The sequence below is a fragment of the Enterobacter cloacae complex sp. genome (genome assembly GCF_900322725.1).
Taxonomy (GTDB): Bacteria; Pseudomonadota; Gammaproteobacteria; order Enterobacterales; family Enterobacteriaceae; genus Enterobacter; species Enterobacter quasihormaechei.
This window is the reverse complement of sequence record NZ_LT991959.1, coordinates 23,497-41,521: the sequence shown is the minus strand read 5'-3', so window position 1 is coordinate 41,521 and position 18,025 is coordinate 23,497. Positions and strand designations below refer to the sequence as shown.

The window sequence follows — 18,025 nt, the reverse complement described above, 5'->3', positions numbered from 1 at the left end:
ATTATTACGGGATTATTTCACCCAGTCTTCCAGCACCAGGCCCGGGACCCGCGCAAACTCTCTCACATTGTTCGTCACCAGGATGGCGCCCGCCGCGATGGCGTGCCCGGCAATGGCCGTGTCATTCGGGCCGATCGGCGTCCCGGCTAGGCGCAGCGCCACCCGGATGTCCGTCGTGGCGTCCACCGCGGCGCGGTCCCAGGGCAGGACGGCATCGAGGCGCGCGCAGAACGCGTCGACCAGCTGAATATGGCGCGGCGAGGCCTTCGGGCCGGTGGCGCCGAAGCGCATCTCGGCATACGTCACGGCCGAGACCACAATGCGATCACCGCGCAGCACCGCCTGCTCCAGGCGCTTCAGCACCGCTGCCGGCTGCTCGCGCATGATGAACGAGCAGATGTTGGTGTCGAGCATCCAGGTTTTCTTCATGGCTCAAAGCGTCCTTCATCGCTGACCACATCCTCACGCTCCGCCATAAAGTCCGGATCGGCCCTGTCCAGCTGCGCGAACGAGCCCCAGGTCGGCCGGACGGGACGCAGAATGATGCTGTCCCCTTCCCGGACGATCTCCAGCTCGCTGACGCCATCAAAATCCAGGTCCCGGGGCAGACGGATGGCGCGGTTATTGCCGTTTTTAAATATCGAAACTGTGCGCATGGTTTTTCCTCATATGCTGAGTGTGCCAGGGAGTATTCCCGCATAGGTGAAGTATATGCCTGCAAGCCCGGCTTGTATAGGTGTTACATATGCAGATGGTAGGTATATGCGTATGCTTTGCCTATGCAGATGCCCGGCATATGGATATGTTACACCTATGTTGGTTTCTCACTTTTCCCGCTCAGATCCGAAAAAAGGCAAAGTCGGATCTCCAGACTGCAGCAGGGTTGTTTTGAAAAAATGCCGGAGATGGAAGCAGCGTAGTAAGCTGATTTAATGATGTAAGAATAAATCTTACATTAAGATATGGAGGGGTTATGGCTCGTACGATGACGGTGGACGTGGGTGATGAGCTGCATGAAAAGCAGGCTGAATCCAGACTTCAGGAATTGCGCGATCTGCTGGCCGAAGGGATCAGCAGCGGCGAGGCGAAACCATGGAACAAGAATGCATTCCTGAGGAATGTCAGGGCCAGGGTGGCAAATGAAAGAGATTGAGCTGACACCCAAAGCAGAAGAGGATCTGGAGGCCATCTGGGACTACAGCTTCAGACAGATCGGGGTTGTTCAGGCGGATGCATAGATCGGTCGTATAGCTGCAGTATTTGATGTGCTGGCCATGCATGATATCGGCACGCATTGTGCAGAGCTGGGAGACGATATCTGCACACTGCCGGTAGAACCGGCATACGATCTATTTTGTATCATCACATTCTATGGTTACGGTCATTCGTATTCTCAGCCAGTCTCAGGATACGGCGCGACATGCACCCTGGAGATGACCGGGGAACAGGATTCTCAAACAATATAAGTTAATTGTGAGGTCGACATGACCAAAAAAAACATTGTGTATGGACTCTTTCATTATTATTCATTTCGCTTATAAAAAAACGCTCCCGGACGGGAGCGTAAGCCAGTGACTTCGGCGTCAAATGAGGGTCTGACAAGTGGAGCTGCGGGTTAATTCTGGGTGATCTGGCTGCGATGCTTTTCCGCCTGTTGCTGATGAATAACGGAAGACTGGCCATTATTCGCCTTCTCATGCACAACAGCGGCTTTCTCATGCTCGCTCATTTCGGAAAATGGCTTAGCAGTTTCTTGGGTGTTCTCAGGTTTGGCTTTCATCATTTTTTTATGCATTTCAGCCATGTCCTGATGGGCGGCAGAATTGCCGTTTTGCATCATTTCATGGGACATAGCGGCCTGATCGTGACCGCTCATATCCATCATTTTCATGCTCTCCCCCTGAACTGCACTTTTTTCAGCGGATGACTGCATCTGATGGGCAGGCGCCTGGGCATTATTTACCTGGTCATGCATGTTCATTGTCTCTGCAGCCCAGGCAGATGAAGCGACAGCCATCATGGCAATAAAGGATACAAGGATCTTTTTCATGGTTGGGTCTCCGGTGTTTTCATACCCGAACAATCAATGCTTATAACAGAGAAAGCATTTGATCTCAGGGCTGGTTAATCATCACGCCAGGAACCGGGCGATTGAATTATCACGCTGTCCTGATTTATGACTGATTATAAAAAACCGCCTCTGTTTATCGCGTGACTGAATGATGACATTTTTGTCACCTTCCGGGTTTCTCCTGAATAACGGGATTAATCCATTAACAGACGCACACTGAACACAATTTTCCGCCCCTGCTGTTCTGCTGACAGCTCGCCGCCGTGAGCATGAATGATCGACCTTGTAATTGATAATCCCAGCCCCGCGCCTTCCGTGTTGTGAACCCTTGATGAGTCTGCGCGATAGAACCGGTCAAACAAACGCTCCAGATTAGCGGGAACCGGGCCAGACATCGTATTCGTAATCATCACGTTCACACAGTCACTGTCACGCTCAAGGTGTATCGCTGTACAGGTGTTATCGGGAGAATACTTGATTGCATTGGAAAGCAGGTTACTGAAAGCACGTCGCAGCATATCGCTGTCTCCGGCAACAACGCCCTCTCCTTCAACCGTGATTGTCTTTCCTGTTTCGTCTGCCAGGGGCTCGAATAACTCACGTAATTCATTCAGTTCGGCTGCCAGATCCACATCATGTTTATCCAGCTGCAGCAGACCATGCTCTGAACGTGCCAGAAAAAGCATGTCACTGGTCATTCGTGACAACCTTTTCAGTTCTTCCAGGTTAGCGAATAAAATTTCGCGGTAATGCGAAACATCCCTTTCCTTAGCCAGTGCAAACTGCGTCTGCATCATCAGATTACTGACTGGCGTGCGCAGCTCATGCGCGATGTCAGACGAGAAATCTGACAGTTTCCGGAATGACCCCTCCAGGCGATCGAACATATTATTGAACTCCTGCATGGTCTCAGAGATTTCCGGCGGAGCCAGATCGGGATTAAGACGCTGATCCAGGCTGTGTACGGTCATGGAGGAAGCCAGACTGGTCATTTCCCGTAACGGTTTCAGACCAATACGTGTGGTCAGCCAGCCCAGAAAAACAGAAATAAAGACCAGACCGATATTGAACCAGAACAGCCAGGTACTGAGTTTGTCCATAAACAGGGTGTGATACCCAGTATCCGTGGCAACCGTAATGATGAAATGTTTGCTTTTACCCTGTTCCGGCGTCACGGCAACCCGCCGCGAGATACTGCGGTACACGGTGTTATTTTCTTCCGTCTGGATCATATAGTCGAGAATATCACCCGACTTGTTAAGCAGGACCGCTGGAACAACAGAATTTTTGGCATAGAGTTCAACAATTTTTTCATTTTCCATGTTTTTTATAGAAATGAATAAGCCATTGTGCCCCACCATCGCATCGTTTATTTTTTCTGATAATGACTTAATATCCGTTTTGTTCCTGAACGTCTCTGTTTTAAGAAACTCTTCGGTGAGCTGAAGTTTACCTGTCAGAAAATCGCGGTCCTGATTATCGAAATAGCCATTCAGGGTGCTAATCAGGGTAAAACTTGATAACCACCATACCGTAAGCATCACCGCAGAAAAAATCAGGCTCAGGCGTGTGGTCAGGGAAATTTTGAACCTCACTCTTCTCTGATCTCCAGGACATATCCGGCACCGCGAACGGTATGGATCAGTTTTGGCTCAAAGTCATCATCAATTTTACTTCTCAGACGTCTCACGGCGACATCAATCACATTCGTATCACTGTCAAAATTCATGTTCCAGACCAGGGACGAGATAAGACTCCTGGGTAACACTTCTCCGGTGCGTTGCAGCAGCAACTCAAGCAGAACGTATTCTTTACCGGTGAGATGGATCTTCTTCCCCGAACGGATCACGGTCCGGCGCACCATATCAACGGTCATATCGGCGATGGTGCAGACTGTTGCGGCCTGCGAGCGTGCCCGGCGCAGTAGGGTTCTTACACGTGCAACCAGCTCCGTAAAATCAAAGGGCTTAATCAGGTAGTCATCTGCGCCAAGCTCCAGTCCTTTCACTTTGTCCCGCACGTTGTCCTTTGCGGTTAAAAACAGGACCGGTTCTTCGTGCCCGGACTCCCTCAGTGCGCTGATGATTTGCCACCCGTCGAGGAAAGGCAGCATCACGTCCAGTATTATCAAATCATACTGTCCCTTCGACGCGGCCCCGAGACCATCGCGGCCATTATTAAAGAGATCGGCCTGATAGCCTTCCTCAACCAGTCCCTGCTGCAGGTAACGACCTGTTTTTTGTTCGTCTTCAACGATTAAAATACGCTGCATGGTCAACTCGCTGATATGAAAGTAAAAATCTCACGCATGAGCTTTGGCTGTCCCCTAGCTGATCTGAGACGGAGCAAGCATTCCAAGCCACGCTACGGCGCCCAGAATGATAATCGCAACAACGAATTCTGTCAGGATGCTGTTTCGCATCAGGGCAACGCTGCGATCATAATTCCCTTCCCTGACCATAACTTCAAGCCGGGGACCCAGGTGAAACCGGTTTGCTGCAGCCAGAAGAAGCATCAGAACAAACAGAGCCGTCTTGGCAAGCAATATCCTCCCCCAGGAACTGTTGAATAAGGGAGTTAAGTTACCCTCAGCAATATACAGATAGTTGACCAGCGCACTCAGGATCAGGGCTACAACAATCACCGTTCCTGCCGTGGCAAATTTTGCCAGGGAGTCAGATATCACAATGACGCTCTGTGCATTATGCTCGTTTCTGCGCATCAGCAGGATAGCAAATGCAACCAGAGCACCTGTCCAGGCACCTGCAGCGCCGAGATGGGTCAGATCGCTCAGTAAATGGAGATAGTAATGCAGACCGTCATGCATAACGGCGTGTCCTCCCCAGGCAAGTGTAGCCAGCGCCACGCCCCCACTCATCGTCATCAGCAGGCAGGACAATACTCTCTTATTAGTGTAAAGGAACAAAGCACCGAGTGTGGTAAACAGGGCACAGAGCCTGACAATCCAGCTAATACCCACATCAGTTTCTTCTATCACCATCTCGATAACATGGATGGATAATTCTCTGAGGTCAGTTACTCCACTCATGGCATTAGATACCAGGAGCATATTAATGCCAGTAAGAATGATGCCTGTAACAACAGCAAAGGTTATAAACGACCTGAAATTAGTCAGGTTATAGGTTTCATGTCTGACACCGCTTATTCCATATATCTGAAAAAATGGCAATCCAAATATTACCATCAAATCCAGATAAAGAAGAAAACGAATAACAATCATAATCAGGTCGTTCATAATATTACTTCACTGTAAAGGTGTAATTACCGGTAATAGGGTGCGTATCTGAAGAAACCGCGCGCCAGTCAACACGATAAGTGCCAGCGGGTAAAGGCTCTCGCGGAATAATGACCATCGATTTAGGGTCAGCGCCTGGCGCCACTTTTGCCGCGACCGGCATCGGAGAATGTGATGACATGCCTTTCATACCCGTCATCGTTAATTTTGCACCTGAGAATTTCACGGTCAGATTTTCCGAGAAATTAAGCTGAATCTTTTCCGGAGCCGCTACGGCTGAATCAGCCTGTGGCACAGAGCTTTTTAATTCCGGATGGGCCATAGCAGAGAAAGCAACGCCCATAACGAGGCCACCTGTAAGAATGGCTTTATTTAAAATCGACATTTTATTTACCTGTTTAGTTGAGTGTTTTATATCAGTGCGTTAAAACCAGATTCTGGCTCCCGCCAGGAATACTACCTGATGGTCTTTCTCACCTTCTCTTTTCGCCATATCGGATGTTTTCCCGTAAAGTTGATTCCAGGAAACGCCTATATAGGGTGCAAACTCACGGCGTATTTCATAGCGCAGCCGGAGCCCCAGCTCTGTGTCAGTCAGTCCCCTGCCGCGACCCCGCGATTCATCATCCTGACTGTAGAAATTCACCTCATAGGATGGCTGGAGTATGAGCCGGTTAGTCAGTAAAACGTCGTATTCTCCTCCCAGACGAAGGGCTGCTTTTCCGCCATTACTGACAAAACCCGTAATTTCAGACTCAAAATTATAGAGTGCCAGCCCCTGAAAACCGACAGCAGCCCAGGTCCGGGCAGAAGCAGGTCTGAAATCCTGCCTGACACCCGCAACCAAATCCCACCATGGGCCAACCGCATGTCCCCAGAGTAACTGCGCTTCAGCCGCCTCCGTTTCCCCATTGCTTCGTTCACCTTCACTCTTTAGCCAAATCCGATCTGTGTCGCCTCCAATCCAGCTGTTAACACTCCAGCTGAAATTGTTGGTGTTATCCGACCGTTGCCATTCCAGTTGATCCAGCAGAACCAGATAATTAATCGCACTGTCGTGAATCGCATGCCCCTGTAAATTGCCGAATGCAGCCTTCCGGTCGGCATCGGTAACAGGCGGAATTGGCGTTCTGCTCTCAGTTACAATGGGCTCCATTGACGTCATCTCAGTGAAATTCTCATCTGCTGGCATCTGCATGGCAGACATGTCGTGCCCGGCGTGGGGATCTGCAGAGACGGAGCCCGCCGCAATAGAAAGCTGTGAGGTAAACAAACCGGCGACCAGAACAGGTATGGCCTTCAAATTTCTCTTCATTCGCATCATTCCTCCACCCGGACTTCACGAAACATTCCCATTTCCATGTGATAGAGCAAATGGCAGTGATACGCCCAGCGGCCAAGCGCATCTGCTGTCACTCTGTAACTGCGTTTTGTACCAGGGGGAACATCTATTGTGTGTTTACGAACCATGAAATTACCGTTTTCATCTTCCAGATCGCTCCACATACCATGCAGGTGAATGGGGTGAGTCATCATGGTATCGTTGATCAGCGTGATCCTGAGCCGCTCACCGTATTTCAGCAGCACCGGTGCGGCATCTGAAAACTTGATTCCGTTAAATGACCAGGCAAACTTTTCCATGTGGCCGGTTAAATGCAGTTCTATGGTACGGCCAGGTTCACGTCCGTCAGGATCCTCAAAGCGGCTTTTCAAATCCGCGTACGTGAGAACCTTTCTTCCGTTATTTCGAAGACCAATACCCGGATCATTTAATTTCGGAGAGACGCTCATCGCCTGCATATCAACCAGTGGGTTATCCGTTTCTGACGCAGGATGACTTTGCATACCCGGCATTCCGGCCATCCGGGAATGATCCATACCGGCCATGCTGCTGTGATCCATGGGCGCGGAGGATGTCCCGCTATCCGGAAGGTCAGCACCGTCCATAGACATCATCTCTCCGCTGTTATCCATGCCTCCCATCTGGCTGTGGTCCATTCCTGCCATATCATGTCCCATTCCCCCCATACCCATATCTTCCATGGTCAACAGAGGACGGGGATCGAGGGGGGGAACGGCAGCACTTAACCCCTCTCTCGTGGCCAGTGTCCCTCGAGCGTAACCGGTCCTGTCCATGGATTGTGCGAAGATGGTATAGGCCTCACCCTGAGGCTCCACAATGACATCATAGGTTTCGGCAACGGCAATCCTGAATTCGTCAACGGTAACCGGGTTTACATACTGGCCATCTGCAGCCACGACCGTCATTTTCAGCCCGGGGATACGGATATCGAAATAGGTCATTGCCGAGCCGTTGATAAACCGTAAGCGTATCTTTTCACCGGGACGGAACAGTCCGGTCCAGTTTTTCAGCGGGGCCTGCCCGTTCATGAGATAGGTGTAGGTGTAGCCACTGACATCCGCGAGGTCAGTCGGATTCATTTTCATTTCAGCCCACATTTTCCGATCGGCAATGGTGGCTGACAGCCCCCTGGTATTCACGTCGCGGAAAAAAGAGCCAACGGTTGGTTTATTGAAATTGTAGTAATCCGACTGTTTTTTTAATTTTTTCAGCAGGCTGTGAGGATTTTCATCGGTCCAGTCAGACAACATGACCACATGCTCACGATCGTAAGCAAACGGTTCTGGCTCCCTGGCATCGATGATAATGGCACCGTATACCCCCTCCTGTTCCTGCAGACCGGAATGGCTGTGGTACCAGTAAGTCCCGTTCTGCTTAACCTTAAAGGTGTAAACGTAGGTATCATCAGGCTCTATGCCCATAAAACTCAGCCCCGGAACACCATCCATATTGGCCGGAAGAATAATGCCGTGCCAGTGAATGGACGTCTGTTCATTAAGACGGTTTTTGACCTTCAGGGTAATGGTGTCACCTTCTTTCCAGCGAAGAACGGGCCCCGGCAGGCCTCCATTGATTGTTTTGGCCTGACGCTCACTGCCCGTGATATTGACGGCCGTTTCACCAATGGTCAGGTCAAACTGAGTACCCTGCAGGGATGCGGCAACTGGCAGGCTCAGACTGGAACGCGCATTGAAACTCCATACGCCAAGACTTCCGGCTACGCCAGAGAGGGTTAACCCCTTCAGGAAAGTTCGTCGAGACGTTTTCAACAGCATGCGCATTCCCTTATTTAAAGTATGGTTACTGACAGAGTTCGAGAACCGATTTAAATTAAATTACTGGTTCATCCACTTACAATGAAATGAAGCTAGCACACCTTAAGAAACAAATTCATTACAATCGTGTAATGTACATAGCTATATTACATTTACGTCATCTTCCCCACAGGTTGATTATTTTTATATATGATCATAAGGACATCTTTTATGTACCTCAGAAGGTAATTACACATGAATATATTAATCACGACCACTGCGTTTACAGCTTTATTTTGTGGGGCAGCTTTTGCTCAGTCCAGTGATATTGCCCATGAAGCACATCGATTTGTTAATAATGCCTCAGCCGTCAGTCATGTGAATTCCTCGACGCATGAAAATTTACCGGACAGGGTTAATAAAAACAACACGCCCTCATTCTCTGAAATGAATGAACATGAAAGGGCCATTGTTGCTCATTCATTTATGAACAACAGCGCGTCCTATGCGCATCAGAAAATGATTGAGGAACATAAAAAAATGCTGTCCGGCAGTGATGCAAATTCAAAGACCTCGTATTCTTCTTTTAACGAACTGAATGCCGGAGAAAAAGCCGCTCTCGTGCATGAGCAGGTCAATAATGCCGGTGCGGAAGCACATCAGACGCAGGCAAGAAAGCTTCGCGGGCTGTACTCGACCAGGTAACTGCAGGCGGGTTAGTGCTTAGCGTCAGGTGCGCTGCAGGGCTTTACTGACGGGTTACGTAGCAGGACATGAGCCCCATATTGCTCTGCCGTAACCTGTTTCAGTCCCGTTAATCATCACCGTCGGGCTGGTCATACAGTTCCCAGAGCTTCAGGAGCAAACGGGAAACAAGATATGTTACAAAAATGACGACCATCAACGGTGCTCCCGATTAACTGACAGATGACACGCCTCCTGAAAACCCCTAGCATACGCCGCAGTGTTCATGCTAACGGCGAATTCCAGTAAATGTATTCTACCGATGTCGTAAAAGAAAATGCCTACCTTTCAGCCACCCGCTCGGGGCTGGAATCGAACGAGATCGCTACTCTTCAGCGCTCCTTGCCTTCCCGGTTTAATCTGCGGCATTTGAAAAAAAATGAATCATTAAAACTCGTACTGCAAAAGAAAGCGGGAAAATCACGTGTCGTGGCCTATAAATTTACGTCCGGTTCATTTAATTACACGGCGTATCGTATATCAGATAAAAAGTTCTATAACCTTTCCGATACTTCCGGGAAAGGCAGTCTCGATTATCCGTTACCGGCCACAGCAAGACTCAGTTCGCCTTTCAATCCTGCAAGACTTAACCCGGTATCGGGAAAAGTGAGTCCCCATAATGGCATTGATTATTCCATGCCCATGAACACGAAAATAGTCAGCGTCATCGACGGAAAAATCACCCGGGCCGAATACAACAGTACCATGGGATATTTTGTTGAAGTAACGGGAAAAGCCGGTGTTAAAACTCGCTATCTCCACCTCAATAAAATACTCGTTACTAAAGGGGCCTGGGTTACCCGGGGAGGCGCTATTGCGTTATCCGGTAACAGCGGACGTTCATCCGGTCCTCATCTGCATTACGAGCTGGTCATCAATAACAATCCTGTTAACTCACTGGCGTTCCGGGCAGCGGCACCCGCTGATAACAAACTTGAACAGCATGCCTTTGCGCATGCCAGAGACTACGAACGATACCTGGACTGATAACGGGGCCGCGACGCGGCCCCGTCTGCCGGATTAATTTTTTTTATCGTTTTCACTTCCTTGATGTTGATGATCTCCATGCCCTCCGTGGCCGTGGAAAAGATGCATTAGCGGGCAGACCAGCAATAACAGATATGGCCAGTAACCTGCCACATGTGACCAGTGTTCGCGCAGGAGGGCAAATGCCGCGATCGCGGCGACAGCAATAAGCGCATAGGTGGTACTTTTCATACTGGACTCCTTCTGTTCGTAACAGCCCCTTCACTCAGTGTTATTTCCCGAGCCTGACACTTTTCAGACGCAACGCATTCACAATGACGCTGACGGAGGAAAGAGCCATGGCCGCCGCCGCAATAACTGGCGACAGCAGTATTCCATACACAGGATAAAGCAGGCCTGCAGCCACAGGCACGCCAAGTGCGTTGTAGATAAATGCAAAAAACAGATTCTGTCGGATATTTTTCATGGTGATTTCTGACAGATGACGGGCCCTGTTCAGTATCATCAAGTCGCCTTTGAGAAGGGTGACTCCGGCACTTTCAATTGCCACATCTGTACCCGTTCCCATGGCTATTCCCACGTCAGCCGCTGCCAGCGCCGGGGCATCATTCACACCGTCTCCGGCCATCGCAACCACATGGCCAGACGCTTTCAGTCGGGTTATCACTGCTTTTTTGCCATCCGGCAGAATCCCGGCTTCAACCTCATCTATTCCCAGTTTCCGTGCGACTGCTTCAGCGGTAAGCTGGTTATCCCCGGTGAGCATAACGATGCGGATCCCCGCCTGACGCAAAGCTTTAAGCGCATCCGGCGTGGTTGCTTTCACGGGATCCGAGATAGCTATCAGGCCTGCAAGGTGCCCGTCTGTGGCCACATAGATAACGGTAGCGCCTTCCATCCGCAACGTATCCGCAACGGCCTTTTGATTATCAATAACGATACTGTTTTCCTGCATAGCCAGTTCATTACCAATAACAACCCGTTGACCTTCGACATCGCCTGAGACACCTTTACCCGACGGCGCATTGAAATGAGTGACTGCGGGTATTGCGATCCCCTTTTCCTGTGCTGCTTTAACTACTGCCATACCCAGCGGATGCTGCGAGCCTTTTTCCACTGCGGCCGTTACACGCAAAAGAGATGTTTCCCCACCCGGATTGAGACTGATAATCCCTGTCACCGTCGGCGAACCTTCCGTGAGCGTGCCTGTTTTGTCGACAACCAGCGTGTCCACTTTTTCAAGACGCTCAAGGGCTTCGGCATTCTTGATTAACACCCCGGCCTGGGCGCCTTTGCCCACCCCCACCATTATCGACATCGGCGTGGCCAGCCCCAGCGCGCAGGGACAGGCAATAATCAGGACCGACACAGCCGCAATGAGACCGTGCGCCATCCTGGGCTCGGGCCCCCAGACAGACCAGATCATGAAAGCAACAACCGCGATAAGTATCACCAGAGGAACAAACCAGCCTGAAACGCTGTCAGCCATTCTCTGGATGGGGGCCCGCGAACGCTGTGCATCAGCGACCATCTGAACAATTCGTGAGAGCATCGTTTCATCACCGACTTTCTCTGCACGGATGATAAGACTACCTGTCTGATTAATGGTCCCCCCGATGACAGGGTCACCCTCCGTTTTGGTAACAGGCATAGATTCCCCGGTCACCATCGATTCATCAACGGTTGTTTTGCCTTCGACCACGATACCGTCGACCGGAATACTCTCTCCAGGTCTGATGCGGAGCTTATCGCCAGGCAGGACATCTTCCGCATTAATATCCGTTTCATGACCGTCTTGATCCAGCCGCCTGGCGGTTTTGGGGGCAAGGTTAAGAAGCGCAGTAATGGCACCTGAGGTTTGTTCCCTTGCCCGCAATTCAAGGACCTGTCCCAGCAGAACAAGCACCGTAATAACAGCTGCGGCTTCAAAATAAATGGCCACCAGGCCATCCATGTTTCTGAACGATGCAGGAAACCAGGAGGGGAAGACGGTTGCAATGACGCTGTAAACCCAGGCTACGCCGGTCCCCATTGCAACAAGGGTAAACATATTCAGGGAGCGGTTACGTAACGACATTCCGGCCCGGGCGAAGAATGGCCAGCCACACCACAAAACGACAGGAGAGGCCAGAAGTAACTGCAGCCATGTGTTGTACTGTGGCGGTACTGTATTCCTCAAAGCGGGAAACAGATGAGAACCCATTTCGAGTATCAGAACCGGAAACGCCAGCAACAACCCCAGCCAGAAGCGTCTTGTCATGTCGCGAAGTTCATCACTCGTCCCCGTGGATGCCGTAGCTACGAGCGGCTCCAGTGCCATTCCACAGACAGGACAGCTTCCGGGACCACTACGGCGTATCTCCGGATGCATCGGACATGTCCACACACCTTCAGAAATCTCTTTCTCCGCCTGGCGGTGAGACTGTTTTATCTTATCAGGGCTGACTTCATGGTGGTCGTGGTGATGGTGATGTTCACTGGCATCTTCGGTAAAATAATGATCGGGATGGGCTTTAAATTTGCTCTCACAGCTGGCGGAGCAGAAATAAAGCTGATGGTCCTGGTATCGAATGCTGCTGTGCGCCTTGTCAGGCAGGATGACCATCCCGCACACGGGATCTCTCACCTTATGCAATGCGTGACTCTCGTCCGGGGATGATGTCTGCTCAGAAGCAGTCTGGTTGTTATGTTCCACTGCATTGTCATTTTTCACAGTAACTCTCCTTATGCATATCTGAAGCATTTTCTGTCTTCAGGATATGTCATGGATGCGATTACCACGAATGCCGCCGGCATAAGAGTGCCTGCTGCCGGCGTCCCGTTATCAGCCGTTCCGCTGACTATTCGATTCGCTGGAAGACTTTTTTACTGCCCTCCGGTGAGAATGCGATAACATCGTAAGCCTCTTTTCGGGCCCCCATCTCCATTCCCGGACTTCCTGCTGGCATACCGGGGGTGGCGAGACCGTATATACCCGAACCAGACTGCATGGCCTTATGTATCGTTGCCGCAGGCACATGGCCTTCAATGATCAAATTACCTACAACCGCGGTATGACAACTTCGTAGTCCAGCAGGAACAGCATGCTTTTCTTTCAGGGCTGACAGCGCCTGATCATTCATGACGTGAGTTCGCACTTCAAACCCGTCTTTTTCCATCGCCTTGCCCCACAGGGAGCAACAGCCACAGTTTTCAGATTTGTACATATCAATCACTTTTTCACTCGCCATCGCAGGCAGTGAAAGGCCGAGAGCCAGGGCCATAAGAACCACTTTTTTCATACTCACCTCTGTATATTAGCGATATAAACCCTGACGTCAGGGTGAATCAGTACAGAAGGACACCCACAGGGGGTGCCCTTTCAGGGTTATGACACGCTTTTTTTATGTCTGCGCAGCCAGATTAATTTATAGGCGGCAGGAATAATGAACAGGGACAGCAGCGGTGCCGTGATCATTCCACCAATCATGGGCGCTGCAATCCGACTCATGACTTCAGAGCCCGCGCCAGTTCCCCAGAGTATGGGCAACAGACCCGCTATAATAACCGCTACGGTCATGGCTTTTGGCCGGACACGAAGCACGGCACCATGGTAAAGGGCTTCATCAAGGCCTTTCTGCGTGAACGTCTCCTTACGGGACAATTCCGGATGCGCTTCAATGGCATGACGGAGATACATCAGCATGACCACACCAAACTCTGCCGCCACCCCGGCCAGGGCGATAAATCCGGTTCCGGTCGCCACAGACATATGGAAGCCCTGCCAGTACAGGAACCATATCCCGCCAATCAACGCAAACGGCAGACTCATCAGAATCAGCAGGGCCTCGTCAACACGGCGAAATGCCAGATATAACAGGATGAAAATGATCATCACCGTCATCGGTACCATCAGTTTTAATTTCTTGTTGGCGTGCTCGAGTAATTCAAACTGTCCTGAGAATGCCACACTGGTCCCCGGTCTCAGTTTCACTTGCTCGCTGATGGCCGTCTTAATATCGTTAACCACCGACACCATGTCCCTGCCGCGGGCATCAACATAAATCCAGCTGGCTGGCCGGGCATTTTCGGTTTTCAGCATGGTTGGTCCGGAAACGACTTTAATATCGGCAACATCGCCCAGCGTGATCTGCTGCTTCATTGGGGTCAGGATTGGCATCTCTCTCAACGCCTGCGGACTGTTACGGTAATCCTGTGGGTAGCGAATGTTAATAGGGTACCGGGCCACGCCTTCAACCGTCTCACCCACCATAGCCCCACCGATTGCTGAAGAGACGAACAGCTGGACGTCGCCAACAGTCATCCCGTACCGGGAAGCTTTTTCCCGGTTAATATCCACATCAATGTAACGCCCACCTTCCAGTCGTTCAGCCAGTGCGGAAACCACACCCGGTACGGTTTTAGCGACTGCTTCGATACTCTGTGCTGTTGCATCGATATCCGACAGAACAGTACCCGATACCTTAATACCTATCGGACTTTTAATGCCGGTTGAGAGCATGTCAATACGGTTACGGATAGGCGGCACCCAGAGGTTGGCCAGACCCGGTAAGCGAACTGTTTTATCAAGCTCCTCAATAATCTTGTCGATCGTCATGCCGGGTCGCCACTCATCTTCTGGTTTCAGTTGGATGGTGGTTTCCATCATTTCGAGCGGAGCAGAATCCGTGGCGGTCTCAGCCTTACCGGTCTTGCCAAAAACTGAGGCCACTTCAGGCACAGTTTTGATTAGTTTGTCCGTGGTCTGTAAGAGCGCAGCAGCTTCTCCAGGAGACACGCCAGGTAACGTTGACGGCATATACAACAGGTCACCTTCGTTAATCTTCGGTAAAAACTCGCCGCCCACCTGACTCAGTGGCCAGATAACAGTGAAAATGGATAAGGCCGCAACCAGCAGGGTTGTTTTTGGCCAGTGTAGTACCCTGAGCAGTAACGGGTGATACGCTTTAATCAGCAACCGGTTCAGTGGGTTACTGGTCTCAGCAGGAATTTTCCCGCGGATCCAGAACCCCATCAGAATAGGGATAACAATGATTGCCAGTATGGCTGCACCCGCCATGGAATACGTTTTTGTAAAGGCCAGCGGACCAAACAGACGCCCTTCCTGCCCTTCCAGAGTAAAAATCGGAATGAACGATAATGTGATAATCAGCAGGCTGATAAACAGCGCTGGACCAACTTCAACGGAGGCGTCAGTGATAACCTTCCAGCGTGTGGCATTATCAATCTGTTCCCCGGGATGCTGATGGTCCCACTCCTCAAGCCGTTTATGCGCGTTTTCGATCATGACGATGGCGGCATCCACCATCGCTCCGACGGCTATTGCAATCCCTCCCAGCGACATAATGTTGGCATTCAGCCCCTGGAAGTGCATAACAATGAAGGCGATACACAGGCCAAGTGGCAGAGAAATAATCGCCACCAGGGCAGAACGGACATGCCAGAGGAACAGTGCGCAAACGACAGCAACAACGATAAACTCTTCAAGAAGCTTGTAACTGAGGTTGTCAATCGCGCGATCGATTAACTGGCTGCGATCGTATGTCGTTACGATCTCCACTCCTTCAGGCAGGCTGGCCTTCAGCGTGTCCAGTTTATCCCTCACCGCCGTGATGACTTCGCGTGCATTTTTGCCCGAACGCAGGATCACCACGCCGCCAGCGACTTCGCCCTGACCATTAAGCTCAGCGATACCACGCCGCATTTCCGGCCCCATTTGTACGCGGGCAACATCACGGAGGTAAACAGGTACTCCGTTTTCCCCCGTTTTCAGGACGATATTTTTAAAATCATCAATAGTCTGAAGATAACCGCTGGCCCGGACCATATACTCTGACTCAGCAATTTCAACAGATGAGCCACCGGCTTCCTGGTTAGATGAGCTAAGAGCTTGTTTTACTTCTGGCAGGCTGATGCCGTACTGCGTCAGTTTTACCGGGTCAAGCTGGATCTGATACTGCTTAACCACGCCGCCTACGGATGCAACTTCAGCGACATTAGGAATGGTTTTCAGTTCAAATTTCAGGAACCAGTCCTGCAGAGAACGAAGTTCTGACAGATCGTGTTTTCCGCTGTGATCGACCAGGGCATATTCAAATATCCAGCCCACCCCCGTGGCATCAGGGCCAATCTCAGAACTTACGCCGGCAGGCAGTTTTCCCTGAACCTGATTCAGGTATTCCAGGACTCGGGACCGGGCCCAGTACAGATCAGTGCCATCTTCAAAAATGACATACACATACGAATCCCCGAACTGTGAAAAACCACGCACGGTTTTTGCGCCAGGCACGGATAGCATGGTGGTGGTAAGTGGATAGGTGACCTGGTTTTCTACAATCTGCGGGGCCTGGCCGGGATAGCTGGTTTTGATAATGACCTGTACATCTGACAGGTCAGGCAAGGCATCGACCGGCGTGTTAATAATCGTCCATGTACCCCAGATGCTGAGAAACAAGGCCCCCATCATGACCAGGAAACGGTTGGCGACAGAGCGCCGGATAATCCATTCAATCATCGTCGTCTCCTCAGTGCCCTGAATGCATATTTACAGGCTGGTCAGACACTGCTGGCATACTGCTTTCTGTTTTTTCAGGGTGGCGCATACGTTCCAGCGCGCCCGTAATATTGGCTTCGGAGTCAATGAGGAACAGGCCACTGACCACCACGATATCGCCTTCATTCAGGCCGGAACCGATGCCGGACTGTTGCTGTGATTCATGCAGAACGTGGATCTGTTTCGGCACAAACTTGCCTTCATCATCAACAGTAATCACACGCTGTTCTTTGCCAGTATCGATAACGGCCTGGCTTGGTATCAGCAGCATCTCCTGGCTCTTGGTATTCAGTTTCAGATAGGCATTCATGCCCGGTTTCAGGAGTTCATCTTTGTTAGTGACCTGCAGACGAACCTGCAGCGTGCGGGTTGTCTGGTCCACACTCGGCAGAATGTTCCATTTTTCGACATGAAACGTTTTATCCGGATATGCCGGGACCGAGATTTCAAATTGCGACGTATCTTTCAGCAGATAGGCAATTGATTCAGGAACTGCGGCACTGATCCAGACCGGATCCATCCCCTGAATCTGAGCCACTACTTTATCTTTCGAAATATTCATTCCGGTGCGCAGGTCAAACGCAGTAATGACACCATCAATAGGTGCTTTAATGGTAAAACGGGTCTGGATTGTGCGGGTTGAACGCAGCCTTTGAATATCCTCTTCCGGCATACCAGCCAGACGAAGTCGCTCCAGAACCCCTTTTATCTGGGTTGACGTACCGCCTGTACCGGATAACAGCAGGAACTCACTTTGTGCCTCAACCCATTCAGGAATGGTGATATCGATAAGCGGAGTGCCTTTCTTCACATGATCGCCAATCGTCAGGGGATACACTTTTTCGACGAAACCGTCAGAGCGCGCCTGCACAATGACAAACTGATACTCGTTGTAACTGACATTAGCCGGGATTGTCTGAGAATAATTCAGCATTCCTCGCGTGACTTTTTGCGTTTTTAATCCCAGATTCTGAACCTGCGTTGGATCGATACGGATCCCGCCACTGCTTTTATCGCCGCTTTCATCAGCATATTTTGGCACCAGGTCCATATCCATAAAGGGAGATTTTCCGGGTTTATCAAATTTGGTATCCGGTTTCATCGGGTCATACCAGAAAAGTACCTTTCGCTCCGGTGCCTTTTGTTCGGTTTGTACTGTTTTTTGTGATGAGTTTACATACTGCCAGGCAGTAACCGATATCAGCCCTCCTGCTATGAGGCTGCTGATAATTATTGCAGCATATTTTATCTTTAAAGAAGCCATACAATTTCTCGCTGAAAAATCAAAACACCTGGC

At 50.5% G+C, this 18,025-nt stretch carries 18 protein-coding genes and 2 pseudogenes; 6 read left to right on the top strand and 14 right to left on the bottom strand.

Annotated elements, in window-relative coordinates; genetic code table 11:
- Nucleotides 1–12: 12 nt before the first annotated feature.
- Both DBR02_RS25460 and vapB read right to left on the bottom strand, forming a co-directional pair.
- Nucleotides 13–429 (bottom strand): type II toxin-antitoxin system VapC family toxin, encoded by a 417-nt coding sequence (locus DBR02_RS25460; RefSeq protein ID WP_000754566.1) that lies wholly within the window; start codon nt 427–429, stop codon nt 13–15.
- Nucleotides 426–656: a type II toxin-antitoxin system VapB family antitoxin gene (gene vapB, locus DBR02_RS25455; RefSeq protein WP_001261276.1), complete on the bottom strand. Its 231-nt coding sequence runs from the start codon at nt 654–656 to the stop codon at nt 426–428. Before vapB ends, DBR02_RS25460 begins: the two co-directional genes overlap by 4 nt.
- Between vapB and DBR02_RS27075 the strand changes: the two are divergent.
- The 4 genes and pseudogenes from DBR02_RS27075 to DBR02_RS27070 form a co-directional block, all read left to right on the top strand.
- Nucleotides 613–867: pseudogene (locus DBR02_RS27075) on the top strand (hypothetical protein); the annotation flags it as partial. The gene vapB and the pseudogene DBR02_RS27075 overlap by 44 nt on opposite strands.
- 106 nt (nt 868–973) lie before the next feature.
- Nucleotides 974–1,153, top strand: coding sequence for a type II toxin-antitoxin system ParD family antitoxin (locus tag DBR02_RS25445; protein WP_004118349.1), 180 nt, complete (start codon nt 974–976; stop codon nt 1,151–1,153).
- Nucleotides 1,119–1,238, top strand: coding sequence for a type II toxin-antitoxin system RelE/ParE family toxin (locus DBR02_RS27195; protein WP_007374422.1), 120 nt, complete (start codon nt 1,119–1,121; stop codon nt 1,236–1,238). The genes DBR02_RS25445 and DBR02_RS27195 overlap by 35 nt, the downstream gene beginning before the upstream one ends.
- 36 nt (nt 1,239–1,274) lie before the next feature.
- A pseudogene (locus DBR02_RS27070) lies at nt 1,275–1,437 on the top strand (type II toxin-antitoxin system RelE/ParE family toxin).
- A gap of 178 nt (nt 1,438–1,615) precedes the next feature.
- On the opposite strand, the gene DBR02_RS25430 reads toward DBR02_RS27070, so the two are convergent.
- The 7 genes from DBR02_RS25430 to pcoA all read right to left on the bottom strand — a co-directional run bounded on the left by DBR02_RS25430 (nt 1,616) and on the right by pcoA (nt 8,465).
- Nucleotides 1,616–2,050 (bottom strand): hypothetical protein, encoded by a 435-nt coding sequence (locus tag DBR02_RS25430; RefSeq protein ID WP_004118347.1) that lies wholly within the window; start codon nt 2,048–2,050, stop codon nt 1,616–1,618.
- Between the two features lie 215 nt (nt 2,051–2,265).
- Nucleotides 2,266–3,666 carry a copper resistance membrane spanning protein PcoS gene (pcoS, locus tag DBR02_RS25425; RefSeq protein WP_004118346.1) on the bottom strand — a complete coding sequence of 467 codons (1,401 nt, stop codon included), beginning with the start codon at nt 3,664–3,666 and terminating at the stop codon, nt 2,266–2,268.
- Entirely contained in the window at nt 3,663–4,343 is a 681-nt protein-coding gene (gene pcoR, locus DBR02_RS25420) for a copper response regulator transcription factor PcoR (RefSeq protein ID WP_001188930.1), read from the bottom strand. The genes pcoS and pcoR overlap by 4 nt, the downstream gene beginning before the upstream one ends.
- 54 nt (nt 4,344–4,397) lie before the next feature.
- Entirely contained in the window at nt 4,398–5,276 is an 879-nt protein-coding gene (gene pcoD, locus DBR02_RS25415; RefSeq protein ID WP_080821469.1) for a copper resistance inner membrane protein PcoD, read from the bottom strand.
- Nucleotides 5,277–5,331: 55 nt separating this feature from the next.
- A complete protein-coding gene (gene pcoC, locus DBR02_RS25410; RefSeq protein ID WP_000025662.1) occupies nt 5,332–5,712 on the bottom strand; it encodes a copper resistance system metallochaperone PcoC in 381 nt (126 codons plus the stop codon).
- A gap of 39 nt (nt 5,713–5,751) precedes the next feature.
- Nucleotides 5,752–6,642, bottom strand: coding sequence for a copper resistance outer membrane transporter PcoB (gene pcoB, locus DBR02_RS25405; RefSeq protein ID WP_001378118.1), 891 nt, complete (start codon nt 6,640–6,642; stop codon nt 5,752–5,754).
- Between the two features lie 5 nt (nt 6,643–6,647).
- A complete protein-coding gene (gene pcoA, locus DBR02_RS25400; RefSeq protein WP_000925242.1) occupies nt 6,648–8,465 on the bottom strand; it encodes a multicopper oxidase PcoA in 1,818 nt (605 codons plus the stop codon).
- A gap of 234 nt (nt 8,466–8,699) precedes the next feature.
- Here pcoA and DBR02_RS25395 point away from each other — a divergent pair, with 234 nt between their 5' ends.
- Both DBR02_RS25395 and DBR02_RS25390 read left to right on the top strand, forming a co-directional pair.
- Nucleotides 8,700–9,149 carry a hypothetical protein gene (locus tag DBR02_RS25395; protein ID WP_004118342.1) on the top strand — a complete coding sequence of 150 codons (450 nt, stop codon included), beginning with the start codon at nt 8,700–8,702 and terminating at the stop codon, nt 9,147–9,149.
- Nucleotides 9,150–9,437: 288 nt separating this feature from the next.
- Nucleotides 9,438–10,175, top strand: a complete 738-nt coding sequence (locus tag DBR02_RS25390) for a peptidoglycan DD-metalloendopeptidase family protein (protein ID WP_004118340.1) — start codon at nt 9,438–9,440, stop codon at nt 10,173–10,175.
- Nucleotides 10,176–10,208: 33 nt separating this feature from the next.
- On the opposite strand, the gene DBR02_RS25385 is transcribed toward DBR02_RS25390, so the two are convergent.
- The 5 genes from DBR02_RS25385 to silB all read right to left on the bottom strand — a co-directional run bounded on the left by DBR02_RS25385 (nt 10,209) and on the right by silB (nt 17,992).
- Nucleotides 10,209–10,406 (bottom strand): DUF2933 domain-containing protein, encoded by a 198-nt coding sequence (locus DBR02_RS25385; protein WP_000843497.1) that lies wholly within the window; start codon nt 10,404–10,406, stop codon nt 10,209–10,211.
- Between the two features lie 40 nt (nt 10,407–10,446).
- Nucleotides 10,447–12,918: an Ag(+)-translocating P-type ATPase SilP gene (gene silP, locus DBR02_RS25380; RefSeq protein ID WP_129244003.1), complete on the bottom strand. Its 2,472-nt coding sequence runs from the start codon at nt 12,916–12,918 to the stop codon at nt 10,447–10,449.
- A gap of 97 nt (nt 12,919–13,015) precedes the next feature.
- Nucleotides 13,016–13,456: a DUF411 domain-containing protein gene (locus DBR02_RS25375; RefSeq protein WP_002436620.1), complete on the bottom strand. Its 441-nt coding sequence runs from the start codon at nt 13,454–13,456 to the stop codon at nt 13,016–13,018.
- Nucleotides 13,457–13,542: 86 nt separating this feature from the next.
- Nucleotides 13,543–16,689 carry a Cu(+)/Ag(+) efflux RND transporter permease subunit SilA gene (gene silA, locus DBR02_RS25370; protein ID WP_070596103.1) on the bottom strand — a complete coding sequence of 1,049 codons (3,147 nt, stop codon included), beginning with the start codon at nt 16,687–16,689 and terminating at the stop codon, nt 13,543–13,545.
- Between the two features lie 10 nt (nt 16,690–16,699).
- Entirely contained in the window at nt 16,700–17,992 is a 1,293-nt protein-coding gene (silB, locus tag DBR02_RS25365; protein WP_107535703.1) for a Cu(+)/Ag(+) efflux RND transporter periplasmic adaptor subunit SilB, read from the bottom strand.
- Nucleotides 17,993–18,025 lie beyond the last annotated feature (33 nt).